The sequence below is a fragment of the Psychrobacillus sp. FSL W7-1493 genome (genome assembly GCF_038004905.1).
Lineage (GTDB): Bacteria > Bacillota > Bacilli > Bacillales_A > Planococcaceae > Psychrobacillus.
In genome coordinates this window covers 1,719,766-1,741,999 of sequence record NZ_JBBOSB010000001.1, presented here as the reverse complement: position 1 = coordinate 1,741,999, position 22,234 = coordinate 1,719,766, and the positions used below count along the sequence as shown (strand labels likewise).

The 22,234-nt window shown below is 37.1% G+C and carries 22 protein-coding genes; 4 read left to right on the top strand and 18 right to left on the bottom strand.

Going from position 1 to position 22,234, the window contains the following annotated elements; all coding sequences use genetic code 11:
- Positions 1–21 precede the first annotated feature (21 nt).
- Both vrrA and MKX96_RS08775 read left to right on the top strand, forming a co-directional pair.
- Positions 22–723: a VrrA/YqfQ family protein gene (gene vrrA, locus MKX96_RS08780; RefSeq protein WP_340883227.1), complete on the top strand. Its 702-nt coding sequence runs from the start codon at positions 22–24 to the stop codon at positions 721–723.
- 68 nt (positions 724–791) lie between these two features.
- Entirely contained in the window at positions 792–1,769 is a 978-nt protein-coding gene (locus MKX96_RS08775; RefSeq protein ID WP_340883226.1) for a 4-hydroxy-3-methylbut-2-enyl diphosphate reductase, read from the top strand.
- Between the two features lie 99 nt (positions 1,770–1,868).
- On the opposite strand, the gene MKX96_RS08770 is transcribed toward MKX96_RS08775, so the two are convergent.
- The 9 genes from MKX96_RS08770 to MKX96_RS08730 form a co-directional block, all read right to left on the bottom strand.
- The gene (locus tag MKX96_RS08770; RefSeq protein ID WP_340883225.1) at positions 1,869–2,987 is read right to left on the bottom strand and encodes a Nif3-like dinuclear metal center hexameric protein; all 1,119 of its coding nucleotides are present in this window, start codon (positions 2,985–2,987) and stop codon (positions 1,869–1,871) included.
- A gap of 2 nt (positions 2,988–2,989) precedes the next feature.
- Positions 2,990–3,682 (bottom strand): tRNA (adenine(22)-N(1))-methyltransferase, encoded by a 693-nt coding sequence (locus MKX96_RS08765; RefSeq protein WP_340883224.1) that lies wholly within the window; start codon positions 3,680–3,682, stop codon positions 2,990–2,992.
- 83 nt (positions 3,683–3,765) lie between these two features.
- A complete protein-coding gene (gene cccA, locus MKX96_RS08760) occupies positions 3,766–4,143 on the bottom strand; it encodes a cytochrome c550 (RefSeq protein WP_340883223.1) in 378 nt (125 codons plus the stop codon).
- Positions 4,144–4,284: 141 nt separating this feature from the next.
- Positions 4,285–5,424: an acyl-CoA dehydrogenase family protein gene (locus tag MKX96_RS08755; protein ID WP_340883222.1), complete on the bottom strand. Its 1,140-nt coding sequence runs from the start codon at positions 5,422–5,424 to the stop codon at positions 4,285–4,287.
- Between the two features lie 304 nt (positions 5,425–5,728).
- Positions 5,729–6,298: a hypothetical protein gene (locus MKX96_RS08750; protein ID WP_340883221.1), complete on the bottom strand. Its 570-nt coding sequence runs from the start codon at positions 6,296–6,298 to the stop codon at positions 5,729–5,731.
- Positions 6,299–6,475: 177 nt separating this feature from the next.
- Complete coding sequence (rpoD, locus tag MKX96_RS08745; protein ID WP_169358075.1) at positions 6,476–7,603, bottom strand: RNA polymerase sigma factor RpoD; 1,128 nt, start codon at positions 7,601–7,603, stop codon at positions 6,476–6,478.
- Positions 7,604–7,631: 28 nt separating this feature from the next.
- The gene (dnaG, locus tag MKX96_RS08740; RefSeq protein ID WP_340883220.1) at positions 7,632–9,473 is read right to left on the bottom strand and encodes a DNA primase; all 1,842 of its coding nucleotides are present in this window, start codon (positions 9,471–9,473) and stop codon (positions 7,632–7,634) included.
- Between the two features lie 214 nt (positions 9,474–9,687).
- Positions 9,688–10,497, bottom strand: a complete 810-nt coding sequence (locus MKX96_RS08735) for a pyruvate, water dikinase regulatory protein (protein ID WP_340883219.1) — start codon at positions 10,495–10,497, stop codon at positions 9,688–9,690.
- 11 nt (positions 10,498–10,508) lie between these two features.
- Positions 10,509–11,147 (bottom strand): helix-turn-helix transcriptional regulator, encoded by a 639-nt coding sequence (locus MKX96_RS08730; RefSeq protein ID WP_340883218.1) that lies wholly within the window; start codon positions 11,145–11,147, stop codon positions 10,509–10,511.
- Positions 11,148–11,488: 341 nt separating this feature from the next.
- On the opposite strand from MKX96_RS08730, the gene MKX96_RS08725 reads away from it, so the two are divergent.
- The gene (locus tag MKX96_RS08725) at positions 11,489–12,871 is read left to right on the top strand and encodes a glycine--tRNA ligase (protein ID WP_340883217.1); all 1,383 of its coding nucleotides are present in this window, start codon (positions 11,489–11,491) and stop codon (positions 12,869–12,871) included.
- A gap of 308 nt (positions 12,872–13,179) precedes the next feature.
- A complete protein-coding gene (locus MKX96_RS08720) occupies positions 13,180–13,494 on the top strand; it encodes a putative quinol monooxygenase (protein ID WP_340883216.1) in 315 nt (104 codons plus the stop codon).
- 201 nt (positions 13,495–13,695) lie between these two features.
- On the opposite strand, the gene recO is transcribed toward MKX96_RS08720, so the two are convergent.
- The 9 genes from recO to MKX96_RS08675 all read right to left on the bottom strand — a co-directional run bounded on the left by recO (position 13,696) and on the right by MKX96_RS08675 (position 22,219).
- Entirely contained in the window at positions 13,696–14,478 is a 783-nt protein-coding gene (gene recO / locus MKX96_RS08715) for a DNA repair protein RecO (RefSeq protein ID WP_169358070.1), read from the bottom strand.
- Between the two features lie 32 nt (positions 14,479–14,510).
- The gene (gene era, locus MKX96_RS08710) at positions 14,511–15,431 is read right to left on the bottom strand and encodes a GTPase Era (RefSeq protein ID WP_340883215.1); all 921 of its coding nucleotides are present in this window, start codon (positions 15,429–15,431) and stop codon (positions 14,511–14,513) included.
- Complete coding sequence (locus tag MKX96_RS08705; protein ID WP_340883214.1) at positions 15,415–15,825, bottom strand: cytidine deaminase; 411 nt, start codon at positions 15,823–15,825, stop codon at positions 15,415–15,417. Before MKX96_RS08705 ends, era begins: the two co-directional genes overlap by 17 nt.
- 14 nt (positions 15,826–15,839) lie before the next feature.
- On the bottom strand, positions 15,840–16,205 hold the full coding sequence (locus MKX96_RS08700; RefSeq protein ID WP_340885938.1) for a diacylglycerol kinase family protein: 366 nt from the start codon (positions 16,203–16,205) through the stop codon (positions 15,840–15,842).
- On the bottom strand, positions 16,192–16,677 hold the full coding sequence (gene ybeY, locus MKX96_RS08695; protein ID WP_340883213.1) for an rRNA maturation RNase YbeY: 486 nt from the start codon (positions 16,675–16,677) through the stop codon (positions 16,192–16,194). The genes MKX96_RS08700 and ybeY overlap by 14 nt, the downstream gene beginning before the upstream one ends.
- 19 nt (positions 16,678–16,696) lie before the next feature.
- Positions 16,697–18,805, bottom strand: coding sequence for an HD family phosphohydrolase (locus MKX96_RS08690; protein WP_340883212.1), 2,109 nt, complete (start codon positions 18,803–18,805; stop codon positions 16,697–16,699).
- Positions 18,806–19,402: 597 nt separating this feature from the next.
- Positions 19,403–20,356 (bottom strand): PhoH family protein, encoded by a 954-nt coding sequence (locus tag MKX96_RS08685; RefSeq protein ID WP_251555578.1) that lies wholly within the window; start codon positions 20,354–20,356, stop codon positions 19,403–19,405.
- Positions 20,353–21,462, bottom strand: coding sequence for a sporulation protein YqfD (locus MKX96_RS08680; RefSeq protein ID WP_340883211.1), 1,110 nt, complete (start codon positions 21,460–21,462; stop codon positions 20,353–20,355). The genes MKX96_RS08685 and MKX96_RS08680 overlap by 4 nt, the downstream gene beginning before the upstream one ends.
- Before the next feature lie 289 nt (positions 21,463–21,751).
- Positions 21,752–22,219: a hypothetical protein gene (locus MKX96_RS08675; protein WP_340883210.1), complete on the bottom strand. Its 468-nt coding sequence runs from the start codon at positions 22,217–22,219 to the stop codon at positions 21,752–21,754.
- Between the last annotated feature and the right edge of the window lie 15 nt (positions 22,220–22,234).

Below are 22,234 nucleotides of genomic sequence, written 5' to 3'. Positions count from 1 at the left end.
CGAAAGGAGATGAGAAATAAATTGCGCTATGAATCATTTTATCCATTTGCTCAGAGAAGAAACAATTTCTCTAATTTTGGCAATCCAAATTCTTTCCAAAACACGCCCCCTCCTCCACCTAATTTCAATCAAGCACCAAGTGGGCAAGCGAGTGGACCAATTTCAAATTTTATAAGACAATTCCAAGGCAATGGTGGTTCTGCAGATGCTGTTCCTACTCCACCAATTGGTGGATTTAACCAAGGAGGTCCACCGGTTCCAAATGATTTTGGTCAAGGCCCTCCACGTGCAGGAGGATTTAATCCAGGAGGCCCGCCTAATTTCGGTCCTGGGCCGCAAGGATTCGCTCAAGGAGCCGCTACGGCAGGTGCCGCAACTACAGCAGCGGGTGCAGCGGCAGCAAGTACTGGAGGATTAAGCAGTAAAACCATGTCTTATTTGCAAACAGCTGATAAGTTTATAAATACTGCACAACAAATTACACCTATGGTTAAACAATGGGCTCCAATGCTTCAAAACGTCCCTGCTCTATTAAGACTTTACCGTGGATTCTCTGCTGCCCCTGCTGCAGGTGCCGCAGCGAGCGCTGCAACTGCAGCAACAGCAGCGGCTACTGCGACTACAGCAACTTCAGCGGCAGCTCCGGCTGCTGCCCGAGTAGCTAATACGGTAGCTTCTACAGGCGGTGTTTCTTTACCGAGAATTTTCCAGCCACCATTTTAATATTTTGTAATCATCTCGTACCTCCGCTATAATATGAGTATGCTCGTATTGAAGGGAGTTTCTTAAAGATGATTGTACAAAAAATTTCGCCTAGAGGATATTGTTATGGTGTGGTGGATGCAATGGTTATTGCAAGGAATGCAGCAATGGATTCATCTCTTCCACGTCCAATTTATATATTAGGAATGATTGTTCACAATAAACATGTAACAGATGCATTTGAGCAGGATGGAATTATTACTTTAGATGGAGAAAATCGTTTAGATATTCTATCGAAGGTCGATACAGGAACGGTCATTTTTACTGCACATGGAGTTTCACCAGAGGTAAAGGAATTAGCTCGCAAAAAAGGATTAGTATCCATTGATGCCACATGCCCTGATGTTACCGTTACCCATGATCTAATAAAAGAAAAAACTGCAGAAGGCTATGATATTATTTATATCGGGAAAAAAGGTCACCCTGAACCTGAAGGGGCGATCGGGGTTGCCCCAACTAAAGTCCATCTTGTCCAAACAAATGAGGATATCGAAAGTCTTTCCCTTTCTAACACAAAATTATTAGTAACAAATCAAACGACTATGTCTCAATGGGATGTTGTTCATCTCATGGAGAAGCTAAAAGAGAAATTTCCTGACATTGAGGTACACAAAGAAATTTGTCTTGCTACTCAAGTGAGACAAGAAGCGGTTGCAGAGCAAGCAGGAGAAGCAGAGCTACTTATCGTTGTCGGTGACCCTATGAGTAACAATTCTAATAGACTTACACAAGTTTCAGAGGAAATTGCAGGAACTCCATCTTACCGAGTTGGCGATATATCTGATCTTAAACTAGAATGGCTGGACAATGTAACTCATGTAGCAGTGACTGCCGGAGCCTCTACGCCAACACCAATAGTAAAGGAAGTTATACAGTTTCTAGAGAAATACGATCCAAATGATCCTACAACTCATGATACAACGAAAAAAGTGCTTCCTGAGAAAATTCTACCAAAAATTAAAGTTCCAAAACCAGTTACTAGAATAGAGCCTTATACAGTTAACTAACAAAGTAACTTGATTATATAGAGGTCGATTTAAAAGATACTCTAAAAATAAGCTTCGAAAATTTACTAATAGTAAAATTTTCGAAGCTTTATTTTTTAGCTAAATAAGTTTAAAAGGTTCTGTAGATATCTTAGAAGCGATGAATTCACAGTCCAGTTTTTTATTTAGACACTCCGCTTGCATATATCTTGCAACGCCAATTTTCATAATTTGTTCTATATGGTGGCCAGGATCAATAACAGCAAGTCCCATCGCTAATGCATCTTGTGCAATATGAAAATATAAGTCCCCCGTTATAAAAACGTCTGCCCCTGCCCTTTTAGCAATCGAAATATATTTGTTACCGTCTCCGCCTAGCACTGCCACCTTTTGAACTGGTTTATCTAGCGGTCCAACGACTCGAACAAAAGGCACGTTTAGCAATGATTTCACGGTATTTGCATAATCCGCCAAAGAAACTTTGTTTGGTAACAACCCTATTCTTCCGAGTCCCATTTCATTGACCTTAGTATCAAGCTTCATCATATTGTATGCAGGTTCTTCATATGGATGGTTATTAAGCAATGCTCTTAATACTTTATTTTTCTTTGAAGCCGGTAGCACTACCTCTATTTTATCTTCTTGCACAACCGCTAACTCATTTGCCTTCCCGATATAAGGCTCTGCACTTTCCTCAGGCTTAAAACGGCCTTCTCCAGAGGTTGTAAAGCTACAGCTATTGTAATCCCCTATATTACCTGCTCCAGCCTCTGCTAGAGCCTTTCTAACAGTTTCAGTAGCTTCTTTAGGAGTGAATACTTCAAGCTTCATTAAGTTTTCGGAGGTTGTTGGTTCTAATATAGAAATATTCTCTAGCTTCAGTGCTTCAGCTAATAAATCATTAACGCCTCCACTGGCAATATCCAAATTCGTATGAGCAGCGTATACAGCAATATCATGCTTAATCAGTTTTTCAAACAGACGTCCTTGTGGCATATCTGTACGTATATTCTTAAGCTTACTGTAAATAGGAGGATGATGAGCAATGATTAGCTGACACCCTTGCTCAATTGCTTCATCTACCACTTCGTCGTTCACATCTAATGTCACAAGCACCTTCGTAACAAGCTTATCTAATCTACCGATTTGAAGGCCTACCGAATCTCCCTCTACCGCTAAGGAGCGTGGTGCCCATTCTTCAAAGATAGAAATAAGATGTTGTCCATTGGTTTGCTTCATGTTTACAACAGCTCCTTCACTAACGAGATTTTATTCTCTATTTCCTCTACTTTTTGTAAAACTTCCGGAGATGGTGGAATATTTTTTAATTGAGTCAATATTCTTTCCCATTCTTTCATTTCGACTGACCATTTTTTCTGAAATACACTTGTGCAGCTTTGCATTAAAATTGGTCCTAATAAAAGCTCCTGTTCATTAAGCACCATATTTCCTTTTTTAAGTACAATTACTTCATAAATTTTGGAATGCTCCTCCAAAATTGTTTCTTGATCAATATTCCAGCCTTCTCTAATTGCCCATTCTCTAATTGCTTTTGCGTGAATGTTCGGTTGAAGAATTAGCGTGTGAACGTTAGTAAGTTTATGCTTACCTGCTTCTAGTATGGAAGCAATTAACGGACCACCCATCCCAGCAATTGTAACGGTGCCCACTTGGTCCTCGTCTTCAATCACTTGCAGTCCGTCTCCAAAACGCACTTCAATTTGCTTTTCCAGGCCTTCACTTTTCACTTGCTTCACTGCAGATTCAAATGGTCCCTTTACTACCTCTCCAGCAATTGCTTTAGAGATTATGGATTGATGGACCAAGTAACATGGAAGATAAGCATGGTCACTTCCTATATCCGCTAAAATTGTATCCTGTTCGACAAAGGATGCTACGATTTTCAGTCTATCTGATAAGTTTTTCGCATTCATTTTATACACCTCACCATTATTATAACAAAAATAAAAAAAGACCTCGATTCTTAAAAAGAATCTAGAGGTCTTTTCTTAAAATCTTATTCACCTAGAGATTTGACCCAAGCAGCCATTTCATCAAGGTTTTCTTCTGGTACTAAACCACCAGGCATCATGCTACCTTTACCGTTAGCTAAAATGTCTTTAATTTCATCTTCAGACAATTCAAGACCAACTAAAGATGGTCCCATTCCGCCTTCATAAGTGTTACCGTGACAGCTGATACATTTTCCTTGAGCAAGTGCTTCAGGATCGAATTCACCAGCAGTAGCTTCTTCTCCACCTTCAGCGGACTCTCCGCCTTCATGTGACTCAGCAATTTCTGCTTTATTACCTACTCCATCGATAGATAGGAAGAAAATTAAACCGATACCAAATGCCATAATAAGTATAAATGGGATAATTGGATTCTTTTGCATAGTTAACCCTCCTTCTTTTATACATTCTTTTCTAATATAGAATTAGTCAACACTCATATTGTACTCCATTGTGTCGAAAACGAAAAGTGTTATTGAAGAAAGTTTTAAAGCTTTGTGACAAAATCGACATATTTTTAATGTTTAACAACCAATATGTCTAGCTATTACCATTCGTTGGACCTCGGAAGTACCTTCTCCAATTTCAAGTAATTTTGCATCTCTCATATAGCGTTCCACTTCATATTCCTTCATATATCCATATCCGCCATGAATCTGAATCGCCTGATCAGCAACCTCCATTGCGATTTCAGAAGCGTATAGTTTACACATAGACGCTTCTTTACCAAACGGACGTCCTTGGTCCTTTAACCAAGCAGCTTTATGCACCATTGTTCTTGCTAATTCAATCTTCATTGCCATATCCGCTAGTTTAAACTGTGTAATTTGAAACTCTGATAATGTTTTTCCAAATTGTTTACGTTCCTTGGAATACTGTAGTGCTCGGTCAAATGCAGCTTGAGCAATCCCTACTGCCATTGCACCTATTCCAATTCTTCCACCATCTAATGTAACTAGAAACTGTCTAAAACCATTTCCTCGTTTACCTAATAAGTTTTCTTGAGGTACTCTAACATTTTCTATTACTAGTTCAGTGGTGTTGGAAGCATTTAACCCCATTTTTTCATAGTTATCAATTACTGTAAAACCATCTGCATCAGTTGGAACTATAATAGCAGAAATCTCTTTTTTACCATCTGACATACCAGTGATAGCAGTTAGTGCAAGATGTTTTGCATAACTAGCGTTTGTAATAAACGCCTTGCTTCCATTTATAACAAAATCATTACCTTCTTCTTTTGCAGTTGTTTGAGTACCCCCAGCATCCGATCCAGCATTGGGCTCCGTTAATCCAAAAGCACCTAAAGATTCTCCCGTACAAATTGGAACTAAGTACTTTTGTTTTTGTTCTTCTGTTCCGAACAAGCTTAGCGGTGCACCGCCTAGTGATATATGAGCTGAATAGGTAATACCAGTTGATGCACAGGCACGACTCAATTCTTCAGTCACAATAGCAAAGCTAACTGTATCAGCTCCTGCTCCACCATACTCCTCTGAAAACGGTAAGCCCATCATCCCCATGTCGGCTAACTGTTTAAAGATATCTTTTGGAAATTCCTTCGTTTTGTCTCGCTCAATTGCTCCGGGAGCTACAACCTCACTAGCAAACTCTCGAATCGTTTTACGAATCATTTGGTGTTCCTGCGTTAAATCAAAATTCATTTTATTCCATCCCCTTTGTAAATAAAAACGCTTACTTTTTTATTATACAAAAGATTATGTAAATAATCATATTAAAACGAATTTGAATCTATTTTTCTTTATTAATCTTTTAGTTCCAACAGAGAAATATAAAAACTTCATACATTTCACAGAAAGTACAATTGATTTCCACTCCAGTCAGCTTTCTATGGAGCACACGATAAGCCATCATTCCATTGCTCAGGCGCATGTGTAGGTTCATTAACTCAAAAAAAAAATGAAATTCCACTTGTAACGTGAAATTTCAATCATTAAAAATTGTATTCTATGTAAAAAATGTAATAGAGATGTATATAAATATCAACAAGAGTCCCACAATACCGGAAATAGTAAAATAAATTAGCTTCAATCGTAAGCCAGAAAATAACCATAATATGCAGTTAACTGCAATCATAATTACTAGTGTAGTAGGCTCCGTTATGAAAAAGGCTTCCCATATTTTAAAAGTAATTCCTAATAGTAATAACGCAGAAAATACTAATAGCAAGGGTGATAAGATTGAACTTTTACTAAACTTTTTAATAGATAGGTACGTAAAAACTAGAATTGCAAGTCCCGATAAAATAATAGGTATTATAATGGCCGTTGTTATGAAAACTAGTGAGCCTAAAAGTGCGAGAGTAATGAGACTTATAACGGAAGTAGCCGAGATTACTTTCAGCTTTGACTTTTTCGCTTCCTCTGCTAGTATACCTTCGTTGATTACTTCAGTTCCCTCTCCTTCCCCTTGAGCATAAAGAGCTGTAAGAAAATCACAGTAATGCTCGGGAAGTAGCTTGTTTTGCTTCCAAAAAGCAATTTCATTCAATATTACTTTTTTTCGTTGAATAGACATATCCATCCTCTTTTCCCTTATATCTCTTTATACTAATCTTTTCGGCTAGTTTCAAGTGCATTTTTACGAACACCTTGAAATAAAAAGAAAAGTGAGATGGGTAATCCCTCTTTTCAGGAGAAATAAGGCACTAAAAAATACTGTAAAAAAGACACCCTTTATCAGGATGTCTCTTGATTATTCTAAGAAATCTTTTAAACGCTTGCTTCTAGAAGGATGGCGTAATTTTCTTAAAGCCTTCGCTTCAATTTGACGAATACGTTCACGAGTAACACCAAAAACTTTTCCTACTTCTTCTAGTGTTCTTGTACGTCCATCATCTAAACCAAATCGTAAACGGAGTACATTTTCTTCACGGTCAGTTAATGTATCTAGTACATCTTCTAATTGCTCTTTAAGAAGCTCATATGCTGCATGATCAGATGGTGACTGTGCATCGGCATCTTCAATAAAATCACCTAAATGTGAGTCATCCTCTTCCCCAATAGGTGTTTCTAAGGAAACAGGCTCTTGAGCAATTTTTAAAATTTCACGAACTTTTTCTGCTGGAAGATCCATTTCTTCTCCGATTTCTTCTGGAGAAGGCTCACGGCCTAAGTCTTGAAGTAATTGACGTTGCACACGAATCAGCTTATTAATAGTTTCAACCATATGCACTGGTATACGAATAGTTCTTGCTTGGTCTGCAATTGCACGAGTTATGGCCTGGCGAATCCACCAAGTTGCATACGTACTGAATTTAAAACCTTTTCTGTGATCGAATTTCTCTACTGCTTTAATAAGACCCATATTTCCTTCTTGAATTAAATCTAAGAAAAGCATACCACGACCAACATATCGCTTCGCAATACTTACAACTAGACGTAGATTCGCCTCTGCTAGACGTTTTCTGGCTTCTTCATCACCTTGCTCTATTCTTTCAGCAAGTGCAATCTCCTCTGATGCCTTTAAAAGATCTACTCGACCAATTTCTTTTAAGTACATACGTACAGGATCGTTGATTTTAACACCTGGGGGGACACTTAAATCATTTAGGTCAAAAGTTTCTTCTTCCTTACCCTTCATCAAACGATCTAAATCTTCCTCATCTCCAGCTTTACGCCCAAGTTCAATACCCTTGCCTTCTAGCTGATCAATGAATTCCTCGATTTGGTCTGATTCTAAATCGAAAGATGCTAATTTATCTGCTATATCATGATAAGTTACCTCACCATTCTTTTTACCTAACTCAATCAGTTGTTTCTTTGCTTCTAATAATGATAATTCTATGTCCGTTTCTTTTGTACGTTCAGACTTGTCCGCCATAAGAATTCCTCCTTTTACTACCGGATGATTATTGAAAATTTACTAAAGATTTTTTTAACTGAATGGCCTCTTGTGCCAGTTTTAGCGCTTTAGTTATATCCGTCATTTTTTCAGCCTCTTTAGCTTCATGTAACTTTTGCCCAATTTGCTGCTCAATCCGGTATTTTCTAATATGGCGCAAACAGTCCATGACTTCCTCAGTTTCATGTTCTGGATCACGTTCTGAGAGCGCAGCTTCCATTACTATTTTCCTTAATTCACCGTCGTTTAATACTTCTAAAAACCGTTGATAGTCACCTTCTGGATAATCTTCGTAATACCCCATCAAACGAACGTACGCAGCTTCGTATGCGTCCCTTATAAAACATGGGCCATCACTTATAGTTCTAATTGCAATGTCAATTACCTGCGGATTATGGAGCATATGTGCTAATAATATTCTTTCTGCTCTTTCATCTGCTGAAAGGGTTCGTTTCTTTTTAGGCAGCTCTTGAGGAGCAGCTAAAGGAATTGAATTGTTGCTATGATTACTACTTTTAGTGTCTCTTGCTTTTTTCCCCTGTATTTTCCGTAAATGTTGATAGATAGCTTCTTCGGATACATTTGTTTCCTGAGAAAGCTGTCGAATATACAGATCCCTTTCTACAGAAGAACTTCTCTCACTCAGTATTTCCAATATTTCTTGAATATACTGAAGGGTATCATTTTCGTTATTAAAATTCTTATCTCTTTTGGAAACAATCATCATAAATGAAAGATAAGAATGGGGCTTTTCAATAATTTTCTCCTTAAAAGCTTCTTCCCCATAATTCTTAATATAATCATCTGGATCCATAGCATCCGGAATAATAGCAACCTCTGTCTGAATATTTTGCCCTTGTAAAGAGATTGCTGCTCTTTTTGCCGCTTCCATCCCTGCCTTGTCTCCATCGAAACAAAGGGTCACATTGGAGGTTAATCTATTCAGCTTGGTTATATGTTGAGACGTTAATGCTGTTCCCATTGTTGCAACACCATTTGTTATACCCGCTTTAGACGCCGATATAACATCTAAAAAGCCTTCAAAAATAACCACGTTGCGTTTTTTCCTAATGTCTAGTCTAGCTTTATCTAAGTTATAGAGTATCTGGCTTTTTTGAAAGATAGGAGATTCAGGACTATTTAAATATTTGGCTTCATTTTCTTTCTTACCAAGAATCCTTCCAGAGAACGCAACTACATGGCCAGTTTCGTCGAAAACAGGAAACATAATTCTTCCACGAAAGCGGTCAAAATACTTCAATTCATTTTCTTTTCTAATAATAAGTCCAGTTTTCTCAATTTCTTGCAAATCCATACCTTTTCTCTCTAATAAGGTAGTTAGGGCATCCCAGCTAGGCAATGACCATCCTATTTTATACTTTTCGATGAGTTCGGTAGAAAACCCTCTTTCTTGTAAGTAATGTAATGCATTTTCTCCTTCCTCCGTATGAAGTAAAAGATGATGAAAATATTCGCTAGCAAATTCATGCGCTTTTTTCATAAGAGATACTTCTTTGGAGACCGGTGCTTTCTCTTCAGAGTTTTGGGTTGCCTTATGTTCAATCTGCATTCCAAGGCGGCTACCTAGTTTACTAACTGCTTCATGGAATGAGAGATTCTCAATGTCCATTAAAAATGTAATTACATTTCCGCCAGCCCCACAGCCAAAGCAATGAAAAATTTGCTTTTCTTGAGTGACAGAAAAAGATGGGGTTTGTTCACCATGAAATGGACAAAGGCCGAAAAAGTTTCTACCTCTCTTTGTAAGCTGAACAAATTCACTGATAACATCAACAATGTCTGTATTATTTCTAACTTGTTCGATTACTTCTTCTTCTATACGATTCATGATTTCACCATCTTTACTTACTACTTAGTATTAATTCGAGAGACTGAAGAAAAATCCTGCAAGAATCGACAAAATATTTACATGATAATACGAAAAATTTCTTTTTTCCACAAATAAGTATTATAAAACATTTCAATATATTAATCTATACTTTAATTCGCTTTCGTACATAAAAAAACCTTTTCACAATTGTGAATCGGTCCAAAATTTTAAATTATTTTTGCTGAATTTGAGTGATTACTAAATTTGCTGTTTCTTCTACTGCTCGATTCGTCACATCAATAACTCTACAGCCAATTCGATCCACCACTTTTTGGAAGTGCGCTATTTCTTCATTAATACGTTCCACTTTGGCATAGCTAGCATCATCCTTAAGACCAATTGCGATTAATCTTTCTCTTCTTATGGAGTTTAATTTATCGGGAGTGATTATAAGACCGAAGCATTTCGAAGGATCAATTTGGAAAAGTTCTTCTGGCGGCTCTACTTCCGGTACTAAAGGTACATTTGCAACCTTGAACCTTTTGTTTGCTAGATATTGAGATAAAGGTGTTTTGGAAGTGCGTGAAACCCCGATTAAAACAATATCGGCCTGCAGTAGCCCTCTTGGATCTCTGCCATCATCATATTTTACTGCAAATTCTACTGCCTCAATTTTCTTAAAGTAGTCTTCATCAAGCTTACGTACAAGACCTGGCTCTTCAAAAGATTTTTCCTCTAGTTTCTTTTCTAAAAGATTAATCACAGGGCCTATCAAATCGACGCACTCTAATTCATATTCCTTGCAATACTTAACGATTGCTTCTCTCATTTCCTGTTGAACCAATGTATATAAAATACTTGCATTCTGTTCTTTAGCTAAAGCGGTTATCTCTTTAATATGATCCATAGAATCGATATGGGTAAATCTTTTTAACTTTGTATGTTGCAGACCTGGTCTGAACTGACTTACCGCAGCTCTAGCTACTAGCTCGCCAGTCTCTCCTATAGAGTCTGAAACAATAAATAGGTTTAACATTTTCATTCTTTCACTCCTCATAAATCATGGTCATCAGCTAAAGATAAGAAAGCCCGAGTAATATTTGTCTTAGTAATTCTTCCGACAATTTCTAAACCGTCTTTTGCTTCTTTTACCACTGGCAATGAGTCTATTTGGCGACTCATTAACTTATTTGCTACCTCAATTAATGTATCTTCCTTCAGACAATACGTAATATTTGGCATCCTAGTCATAATCATATGTACCGGCATTTTAGTTAAGTCTTGGTTTCCGATACTTGTTCGTAAAAAGTCTTTCCTAGAAAGCACACCGGATAATACTGATTTTTTATCAACGACAAACAAAGAGCCAACATCCTCTAAAAACATATGGCATATTGCATCGTAAACCGACATACTTTCTTCTACAACAACGGGGATAGACTGAAAATCCTTTACGAGCATTTGTGCAATGCTATCAGAGATTGCCTGACTGGTTTTCTTACCTGAGTAAAAATAACCTACACGAGGTCGAGCATCCAGGAAGCCAGCCATCGTTAATATCGCAAGATCAGGTCTTAGAGTTGACCTAGTCAGATTAAGTCGTTCTGCAATTTGTTCACCAGTAATAGGTCCATTCCCTTTTACAATGTCCAAAATTTCGACTTGCCGTTTGTTGAGTTCGATTGGACTCACCGCCTCAAAGTTTATACTTAGTTATACTTATTCTAAATAATTATATACCATTATCCATCACATTGCTAAATAAAGAAGCATATGATACAATCATCAGTAATATTAAAGCGTTGAAGAGCATTATAAGTACTGTAACATAAAGCGAGTGGTGATAGTGCAAGACCACATCTACAGGAAACGGCAGCTTGGAGCTTAAGTTTTTAAAGAGGGTTGTCATACATACAACCAATCGGGGTGGAACCGCGGGTTATAAACTCGTCCCCGGGCTATTGAGGCCCGGAGACGAGTTTTTTGTTTCATTTTTTTCTTTAAAAGCTTTTATCAAAATGGAGGTATGTCAAATGGAATTTTCAATGGAAAATGTAGTAAGTTTAGCAAAACAAAGAGGCTTTGTATTCCCTGGCTCTGAAATTTATGGAGGTTTGGCAAATACATGGGATTACGGTCCACTTGGAGTAGAGCTTAAAAACAACGTTAAAAAAGCTTGGTGGAAAAAATTTGTACAAGAATCACCTTATAATGTAGGGTTAGATGCTGCTATTCTTATGAACCCAAAAACATGGGTCGCTTCAGGTCATATTGGTAACTTCAATGATCCAATGATCGACTGTAAAAAATGTAAATCACGTCACCGTGTGGATAAAATCATCGAGGATGTATTAGATAAAAAAGGAATTGAAATGGTAATAGATGGCCTTTCCTTTGAGAAAATGGAAGAAATCATGAAGGAGCATAATGTAGTTTGTCCTTCTTGTGGTGCATATGATTACACGGAAATTCGTCAATTTAACTTGATGTTCAAAACTTTCCAAGGTGTAACGGAATCTTCTACAAACGAAATCTTTTTACGTCCAGAAACGGCACAAGGTATTTTTGTAAACTATAAGAATGTACAGCGTTCTATGCGTAAAAAAATGCCCTTCGGTATTGCCCAAGTCGGAAAAAGTTTCCGAAATGAAATCACTCCTGGTAACTTCACTTTCCGTACAAGAGAATTTGAACAAATGGAGCTAGAGTTTTTCTGTAAGCCCGGCGAAGACATGGAATGGTTCGAGTTCTGGCGCAATTATTGCCGCGAATGGTTACTAAACTTAGGTGTTTCGGAGAATAGTATTCGTCTAAGAGACCACTCTGACGACGAGCTTTCACATTACTCGAATGCAACAACAGACATTGAATATAAATTCCCATTTGGTTGGGGTGAGCTATGGGGTATTGCCGATAGAACTGACTTCGATTTAAAACAGCATATGGAACACTCTGGTGAAGATTTCAATTATATCGACCCAGTAACCAATGAAAGATATGTACCATATTGCATCGAGCCATCTCTAGGAGCTGACCGTGTAACATTGGCATTCTTATGCGAGGCTTATGACGTGGAGCAGCTAGAAGGCGACGATCAACGAACAGTTTTACGTTTCCACCCTGCTCTAGCTCCGGTAAAAGCAGCAATCTTGCCTTTATCGAAGAAGCTATCTGAAGGTGCAACAGCAATGTTTTCTGACCTTAGCAAACATTTCATGGTTGATTATGATGAGTCTCAATCCATTGGTAAACGTTACCGCCGTCAGGATGAGATTGGTACACCATTCTGTATTACGTATGATTTTGATTCCGAAACGGACGGCCAAGTTACAGTGCGTCATCGTGATTCTATGGAACAAACAAGAATGCCTATTTCAGAAGTAAAAGCTTATATTGAAGAGCAAATACAATTTTAATTAAAAGCATTCTAAAATAATTTAAGCCTGCAAAACAAATCCAATTTCGGATACAATTTGCAGGTTTTTTTGTTTATATTTTTTCCAAAACGTATATCGAAATACAATCCGTAATGATTGTTTAGTTATTAGGACTTTCACCCGGCTGCCAGGACTTACAGCGTTGGCCGAAATAACTCATCGCTTTAGGTATGTTGTTATAAACCCAGGAAGTTAAGTAGTTGAGATAACGTTAATAACGGGAATAATAGGAGAATGGAATCGGAATATAGAATTACTTAAGTAATGACAAATTTAAGGAGAATGAAATGAATAAATTTAGCCTACTTAATAAATTTATCGTTCAAGAAGGAAAAAAAGAAGAAATGGTTAATATTTTGATAGAAGCAGCTGAATCAATGGAAACTTTAGATGAATGTGAAATATATGTAGTGAACATTGCCGATAATGAACCAAATTCAGTTTATGTTTATGAAGTTTGGACTGATGAAAGTTCCCATCAAGCCTCTTTAGGTCTTGAGGTTACTCAAAAATTAATCAGCCAAGCAAAACCCATTATTACTAGTATAGAAAGAATTAGCACGCTAAAAACAAAAGGTGGAAAAGGTGTATCTAAAGAATAAAGTCTAGACGGTTTGTATACAAATATACTTAACCTAAAGGAAAATTTAGGGCAACAAGTTTTAATAAACTATACAAAATAAAACCCAAATGTAAGTTTGGGGACGGTTTATGTAATAGCGTTTCGTGCATTTTCTTGTGCACATTATAAAAAACAACAATTAAATTTAACAGAGCCTTTCCAATAAAAAACTCATCCGGAATTATTCTTCCGAATGAGAATCTTTTTTAGGCTGGAAAAACTCTGGTGTTTTTTCCATTTGGTCTAGAAACCCTTGAGATTTTAAACGAACTCCAACTTGCTCATTGTATATGGTCCGTACGATTTTTTTTATAAAGCCCTTCGTCTCTTTTTTCAAAGTTAGCTTACCAACCTGGTCAATAGGAACGGTATAAAATGTTCGGATTAACTTCACCTGTGAGGGTGTTAAACGGATTAAATAAGGGTCAATTGTAAAACAACGATGACATAAAAAACCGATTTGAGCAAAAGAGAATGCAAATTCCCCATCTGTTGCTCCACAATTGGCACACTGATGGAGTACCGGATAAATTCCAGCTACGGATAACATCTTCCACTCAACAAACAAGCTAATGGCTTCTGGATCATAGCCCTCAGATATTGCCTCTAATGCTTGCTGTAAAATTGTAAACACATGTGGTTTAGGAGATTCATCATCAATTAGTTTATCTACTAGCTCCATTATAAAACTAGCATAAGCTGTAGTAAAAATATCTTCTCGAATGACACGCATCGAATCAATTATTTCACCTTGTTGAAGAGACCCCATCCCTCTCCCTTGTTGTATTAAAAAATATGCATAGGTAAAAGGCTGAGAGATCGAAGAAAGACGGCTAGTTGGCTTTTTAGCTCCGCGAGCCATCGCAGCCCTTTTTCCAAGCTCTCGAGAGAATATAGTTACTACTTTATCTGTTTCTCCGTAGGAGGAGGTTCGTAAGACAATCCCTTCTACCTTTTGAAGCAAAAGCCTTCCCTTCCTTCTATGCTTCCTTTATATTAATATTCGTCTTCTCTAAATCCATAATCTTTTAGGTGGGCAGATTTATTGCGCCAATCCTTTTGAACCTTCACCCAAAGTTCTAGGAATACTTTAGTTCCTAAAAGCATTTCAATATCATGACGAGCTCTTGTCCCAACTTCTTTTAGAAGTGCACCTCTTTTACCGATTACAATACCTTTTTGAGAATCACGTTCTACAATAATAGTAGCCATAACACGGATCATCTCTTTATCTGTATCTTCTTCTTTTTTTATCTTGTCAATTACAACCGCAATTGAATGTGGTATTTCTTCTCTAGTCAAGTGCAATACTTTCTCACGGATCAGTTCAGAGATGATAAATCTCTCTGGGTGGTCAGTTACTTGATCCGCTGGATAATATTGTGGACCTTCCGGTAAATATGATTGAATTGTTTCTAGTAGTCTTTCTACATTGTTACCTTGAAGAGCAGAAATAGGAACGATTTCAGCAAAATCATATTTATCTTTATAAGATTCAATAATTCCGATTAAATCATCTGGATGTACTTGGTCTATTTTATTGATCACTAAAAATACGGGAGTTTCGTTTTTTTCTAATAGATCAATGATAAATTCATCACCTTTACCTCTAGGCTCTGTTGCATTTACCATGAACATGATAACATCTACTTCACGTAGCGTATTTTTAGCAACTTTTAACATAAAGTCACCTAACTTATGCTTCGGTTTATGAATACCCGGAGTATCAATAAAAATCATTTGACTTTGGTCTAGAGTAAGGACTCCTTGTACCTTGTTGCGAGTTGTTTGTGGCTTATCACTCATTATTGCTATCTTTTGCCCTATTACACGGTTTAGAAATGTAGATTTACCTACATTTGGTCGTCCGATTATTGATATGAATCCTGATTTATATCCTTTATTGTTTTCCATCATAATTTAAATCCTCCGTTGTAAAAGCTCCAGGCAATAATTCTGACACCGTCGTTTCTGTTACATTTCCTTTTAAGTTTGTTAAATATACGGGCATGTTAGGCTCGCAGAACTCCACTAAAACTTGTCTACATGCTCCGCATGGTGAAATTGGTCCATCTGTATCTCCGGCGATAGCTATTGCTGTAAAGTCTTTTATACCTTCTGACACAGCTTTAAAAACGGCAGTTCGCTCAGCACAGTTTGTTAACCCAAAAGATGCATTTTCAATATTACAGCCTAATATAACATCTCCACTTTTAGTAAGTAAAGCTGCTCCCACAGGAAATTTCGAATACGGAACGTATGCTTTTTCCATGGCTGTGATAGATGCTTTTAGTAATTCTTCTTTCTCCATATAAAATCACACCTTTAAAATAAGATTACCGACCATTTCGGTATGAATATAATTAAACCTACTATTACTGTGCAGATCGCATAGACTAAACATGCGCCTGCAGCAAGATCCTTAGCCTGTTTGGCTAAAGGATGGAAGTCCGGAGAAGCAAGGTCTACAATTCTTTCTACGGACGTATTCACTAATTCTATCATGAACATCCCAAAAATGAGCATAACAACGATTATCCATTCCCATTTAGAGAGGCCAGTTAATAAACTTGCAAGGAATACTATACCTGCAGCAAACAAATGCAGTCGAAAATTTTGCTCAGTCTTTATTGCATGTATAACTCCCTGTGTAGCGTAGACAAAGGACTTCCCAAACTTATGAAAGTTCATGGCCTTCACGCTTCAAACCAAACTCCTGCAAAATTTTCTCCTGTAGACCAAACATTTCTTTTTCTTCTTCTTCCGTCCCATGATCATATCCTAATAGGTGTAAAAAACCATGGACGGCTAAAAAAGCAAGCTCGCGTTCAAAGGTATGCCCATATGCTTGTGCTTGTTCAATCGTACGTTCTACAGAAATAATGATATCTCCAAGCAATATGGGTATGTCAGCGTCTTTAATTTCAATTTCACCTTCACCCATTTCTTCCATAGCAAAAGATATTACATCTGTAGGCATATCTTTGTTCCGATAGTTTTTATTGATTTCTTGGATTTGATCGTTTGTAACGAACGTAACACTTACTTCGCTCTCGTTTTTTACATTCAATTGCCCTGCTGCGGATTGTAGTACTTTTTCTACTAGTGCAATAGCTTCTTTAGTTAATGTATTTGTTTCGTCCATTAAATCGAGTTCTAGCATATTATTGACTCCTTACTATTTATTTAGGGTATTCTATTCTCGAATGGAATGTGCCATTCATAGTAGAACAGAAGCTTTCTTCAATTTTCTTTATTTCTTTGAATGATAAGTCGCATTCGTCTAATTGTCCATCAATTACCTTATCTTTAATAATGGATTTAATCAGACTGTGGATTTTCTCTCCATTTGGCTCCTTCATGGATCTTACAGCCGCCTCTACGCTATCTGCAATTGAAATAATTGCAATTTCTTTCGTCTGTGGCTTTGGCCCAGGATATCTATAGGATTCCTCAGTAGTATTAGGATTACTTTCTTTTGCTTTATAATAAAAGAATTTCAATAAACTAGTGCCGTGGTGCTGTTCCGCCACGTCTATGATTTCTTTCGGCAGCTTATGTTTCTTTAAAATATTCGCTCCATCTGTTGCATGAGAAATAATAATATCCCTGCTAGCTTCTGGAGAAAGGTTATCATGTGGATTATAGCCGTTCACTTGGTTTTCTATAAAGAACCCAGGTCGATTTGTTTTTCCGATATCATGATAATAACATCCAACTCTAGCTAGCAAGCCATTCGCTCCGATTGCCTCACAAGCTGCTTCTGCTAAGTTTGCCACCATCAGACTGTGATGATACGTACCAGGGGTTTCAGTTAAAATTTTCTTAAGTAATGGATGATTTGGGTTAGAAAGTTCTATGAGCCTCATTGTGGATAAGATTCCAAAAAGCGACTCAAAGAAAGGCAAAATACCAAGTGTAAGAGCCCCGGATAATATACCAGATATTAAGGCAGCGCCAATATAGAAAGCTACATCAACAAACTCATAAGTTGTCTTTGTCATTAACAGATAAAATAAGATAAACGTTAAATTTATAGACGCAACGATTAAGCTTGAACGTAAAATTTGAGAACTATTGTACATACGCTGTACGGCAAAAATCCCTGCTATACCACCAAAGAGTATGTATAAAGCAACTTCCATTTGAAAGATATTCGTATATCCTTCTTGAAAAATAATCCCTGCATAGGCAGCTACGACAAAGCTAGATATAAAAGCCGCTCTTTCATTGACTAGAATATAAACTAACATGGATACCATTGCAGTAGGAAACAAAAATGCAATAACAACATCAAAATTGTACGCTACTGATTGTAGCACTTTCATCATCAAGACGGATACAATAACACTAAAAGCCACAACAATCAGATTTTTCACATTGATAACATTAGGGTCTTTAAAACGAATGGTTTGTCCGAATAGCACCCACATTGTCATCAATACAAAAAGAGCTACACCTATATATTGTTTATAAGATGATTTATCAGTCAGCATTCCTAATAGATCTAGTTGGCGATACACATCTTTACTGACAATTTCCCCTTTTTGAACGAGTATTTGACCTTGTAAAATTCTAGTTGGTTCAACGCTAGCTCTAGCTTGTTCCATGCGTAGCTCAGTTAGTTCATCGTTTTTTGTTTCTGTAGCTATAATGGAGCCCCGAGCTATAGAAACTAAAACGCTCATAAAACTATCTGGGTAATTAAAAGTAGTTCGGACTTTCTGAACAACCTTATCTCTTTCTGTACCTAAGTTTTCATTCCTAATCGGTTCACTTAATGTTTCTTCTACTAGGATAGGAAGCTTTTCTTTAACATCATTTATAGTTGCTATGTTTTGACTTAATAATATACTCAGTGCATCGTCAGTTAACGGTACAAAGCTAGCATTTTCTGCTAGAACGTTCATTTCTTTTTTTAGTCTTTGAAGACTATCTGTTGCCGCTTCAGGCTCATCACTTGTGATAGATTGCTTAATCTCTATTACACTATCGAAAATAGACTCAATGATAGTGGCCTGATTTTCAGCTGTTTCATCCTGAAATTGATAGACAGGATTAACTTCTGATGCAGCCTGGTCTTTTTCTTCTTCAGTTTTTACTGGGTCTTCCATCGTTTTAACTGAACGGATGGTTTCAGGTGCTAAATTCATTAAGGATATATCATATGTATTTTCTTGCACGCTTCCCTTAACCAGTAGAAACATGCTTATGGAAGTTAGAAGGATAATAATTAAAGGGAGATATTTACTTTCTCGCCATTTTCTCCACTTGATCATTAAAGACTTCATCCTATCATCCCCTCGTCTACTATTCTCTTTATTATACCTTATATTTTCAAAATTTGACCAATTTATCTGAATTGACCGGTTTACAGTTAGAATGATGACGTTATCGGGCTGTAATTGGTTCATCTTCTATTCGAGGTACCTATTTAGTTTAGATCCTAACTAGTAACTGAAGGTCCGGTTGTGGATAGTTACTTACTTCGAAGGGCAAAACATATTGCGGACCCAAGACTCAGAAGGATTCACTCACTACTAAGTAAGTATAGACGTTAATGTAAGCCAACAACTACAAATAAATAAAAGAGCCTAGGACCAAACTTCCCCAAATTAAAAAGCCTCAAAAAATCTACGATGTGTTAAAGTTTTCAGGGCTTCTATTCCAATTATATAGTTGTTTTCCTTTTGGTGGGATACTTCCCTAGGGGCACACCTTCCAAATTTTCGTGGCATTTACTCCTGCTTATGTTTCAGCTCGAGTTATTCTCACAGAATTGCACTTCCTCTCAAACAGCTAGTATGGAGAGGCTTCTAAGAAATTAACTGTCTTTAAAAAGAAATAAAAACGTGAAATCAAGTCGCTGATTTCACGTTCTTTATTGACTACTGCTCTTCATATGCAGATATAATTTTAGCAACTAATGGGTGACGAACAACATCGCCTTGCTCTAAATATTGGAAGTGTATGCCAGAAACTTGATGTAGTATTTTTTCTGCTACAATGAGACCTGACTCTGCACCCTTTGGCAAATCTATTTGAGTTTTATCTCCAGTTATAACCATTTTTGAACCAAAGCCTAATCGTGTTAAGAACATTTTCATTTGAGCTTTTGTAGTATTTTGGGCCTCGTCCAGAATAACAAAAGCATCATCTAACGTTCTGCCGCGCATATAAGCAAGGGGAGCAATTTCTATTGTTCCACGTTCCATAAGGCGATCCGTTTGCTCCGTTCCTAATACATCATGTAATGCATCATATAAAGGGCGTAAATAAGGGTCTACCTTCTCTTTTAAATCTCCTGGTAGGAACCCTAGACTTTCCCCTGCCTCAACTGCTGGACGTGTTAAAATGATTCTTTTAACGTGTGCATTTTTTAAAGCTTGTGTAGCCATTACTACAGCAAGGTAAGTTTTTCCGGTACCTGCTGGTCCAATTCCAAACGTTAAATCAGTATGTCTAATTCCATGAACATACTCTCTTTGACCAATGGTTTTAGCCCGTATTGCTTTCCCTTTAGTATTTCGAGCTATTTCTTCATCATAAAGACTTGCAAAATATTCAATTGTCCCATTTGCACTCATTTCTATAGCTGTGGTAACGTCTCGAAGGTTAATATTAATACCTTTTCGTATCACAAGTAGAAGCTGTATGATTAGCTGCCTTGCATCTTCTACATTTTGTTCTTCACCAGCAATTTGTATTAGTTCTCCTCTGGTGATCAACTGCACCTTCAACTCTTCTTCAATCAGTTTAATATTCTTATCTGAAATACCAAGCAGCATCACTGCTTCAGTTGGATCTTGTAAATTAATATCTAATTGTTTTTGTTGGCTCATGTGTCGTCTCCTTGGGGTATAACTTGTGGTGTTGCAATATTTTCATTTATTAGTAATAATATCTTTCCTTTAACTTTATCATTTTCTATAGACATCTGTAAAACTTTATCTTCTAATATTTGAGTGCCCCGCGGTAAATCATTCATAATTTTTTGAAATAATAAAGGTCGAACTAAATGCTCTACGGATTCTTCATCTAAGTCATAGGTAACTTTTTCACTACCTTGCACATAGCCCGCTTTAAAATATGGCTGTAAGAATCGAGGCATAGCTATTTCCTTCCAATATTCATTGCTGTTATTAGATTTTTTCTCAATCAGTACTTCTCTAGTAGTTGGTTTTACAATGGTCACTTTTTTGGGAAGTTCGAAGTTAAGCTCTATCCAATAACTTGCATAGACCTTGCCCTCTGCGCTAGTTATAATTCGTTTTTCTCCTTGAGTAACAAAGCCGTTTACAAGTATGTCACCTTTTTTTACAGCTGCATTCTTATCTACAGCTCTAACTCCCTTTACTAGCTCAAAGTCTGTAATCACACCGCTTCTTTTAGCAATAAGATGAGACGCGGGAGCATTTTTTACTTCTCGTTCCTTCGTGACTGGAGCAAGCATCGGAGTCACTGTTAAAGTGGAACCTGATTGCGTGAAGTGTATCCAAGAGAACTCCTTATGCTTTAAAAGTAGCTTTTGCCGAATTTCTTGCTCTGACGGTAAAGAAGAAATACGTATACGTTCTTTAATTTTCATTTCTTTCAGTTGTTCTGTAATTAGAATATTGCTTTCTGGCGTATAAGAGTCTATATTGATCTTCCATATAAATTGCGCCAAAACCACTGGTATTATGAAAAAAAAGATTACCCCGATTATGGAATATGAATATAAAGAAATCGTACGATTTTTTGTCTCATCTTTTAAGTGTACAGGAATCTTCAATGTTTTCCTTATCTTTCTAAACTCTTTAAGATCTTTACGTTTGATAGAAAAGAACAAGCTTTCTTCTGTGCTATACACCCGATATACTTCAATTTGTTGTGATAACAGCTTTTGAAATAATAGAAACTGATCAGTAGAGCTTGGCAATTGGATCCTAATTAATTGTTGTGGCATCAGCTGCTTTCCTTCCTAGTAAGTTTAAAGTGAAGGAGTTTGTCTACCTGAAGATGAAGGCGCTCCATCGACATGGACTTTATAGACAAACGGTCTGCTTTTATTTCTAGAAGATAATGGTTGTAGGAACAGACTAACTCCGTATCTGTTAACCGAAGAAGAGAAATTTCATAATCTAATATAATATCATCAAAATTATCAATCATAATACTCGCATGGAGTGGAAATAATTGTTTGATAAAAAACACCCCTTTACATGAATTTATGCATGTAAAGGGGTGTTCATGAGTTATCTTTTAGATTTTGGCGGAGCTAATATTTCCGATAAGACAATTGCGCGCATTAGCTCCTCTTTTGTATCAGGCATTATGTTATGAACTACAGATTTTTTAGTTATATCAGTCGTTCCCACTTGATGAACAGAAAGACGGCCAGTTGACCTTGGCACACCTTGGTCTCTCCCCGCTTCTCTTCCAGCTTTTTGTATTACTGGAGGTACCTCTGCCTGTACTACTTGTTTTGGAGCTTGCTTTCTAGATGTTTGTTTTCTTTCGGGTCTAGCTTGTTGTTGCTCCTGCTGAAACTCTTTCGCTAAATCCCCTAAGCTTTTAAAAGGATTTTGTGCGACAGGCTTTTGCTGTGGAGCAGGTTGAATATCACGTGAAGCAGGTTTGGGTGCTGGTTTCTCATCCGGCTTCTTTCTCCCAAACAATGAACTAAGGATAATAATTATTAATGGTATTATTAAACCTTCCAAGGAGAAGTCCTCCTT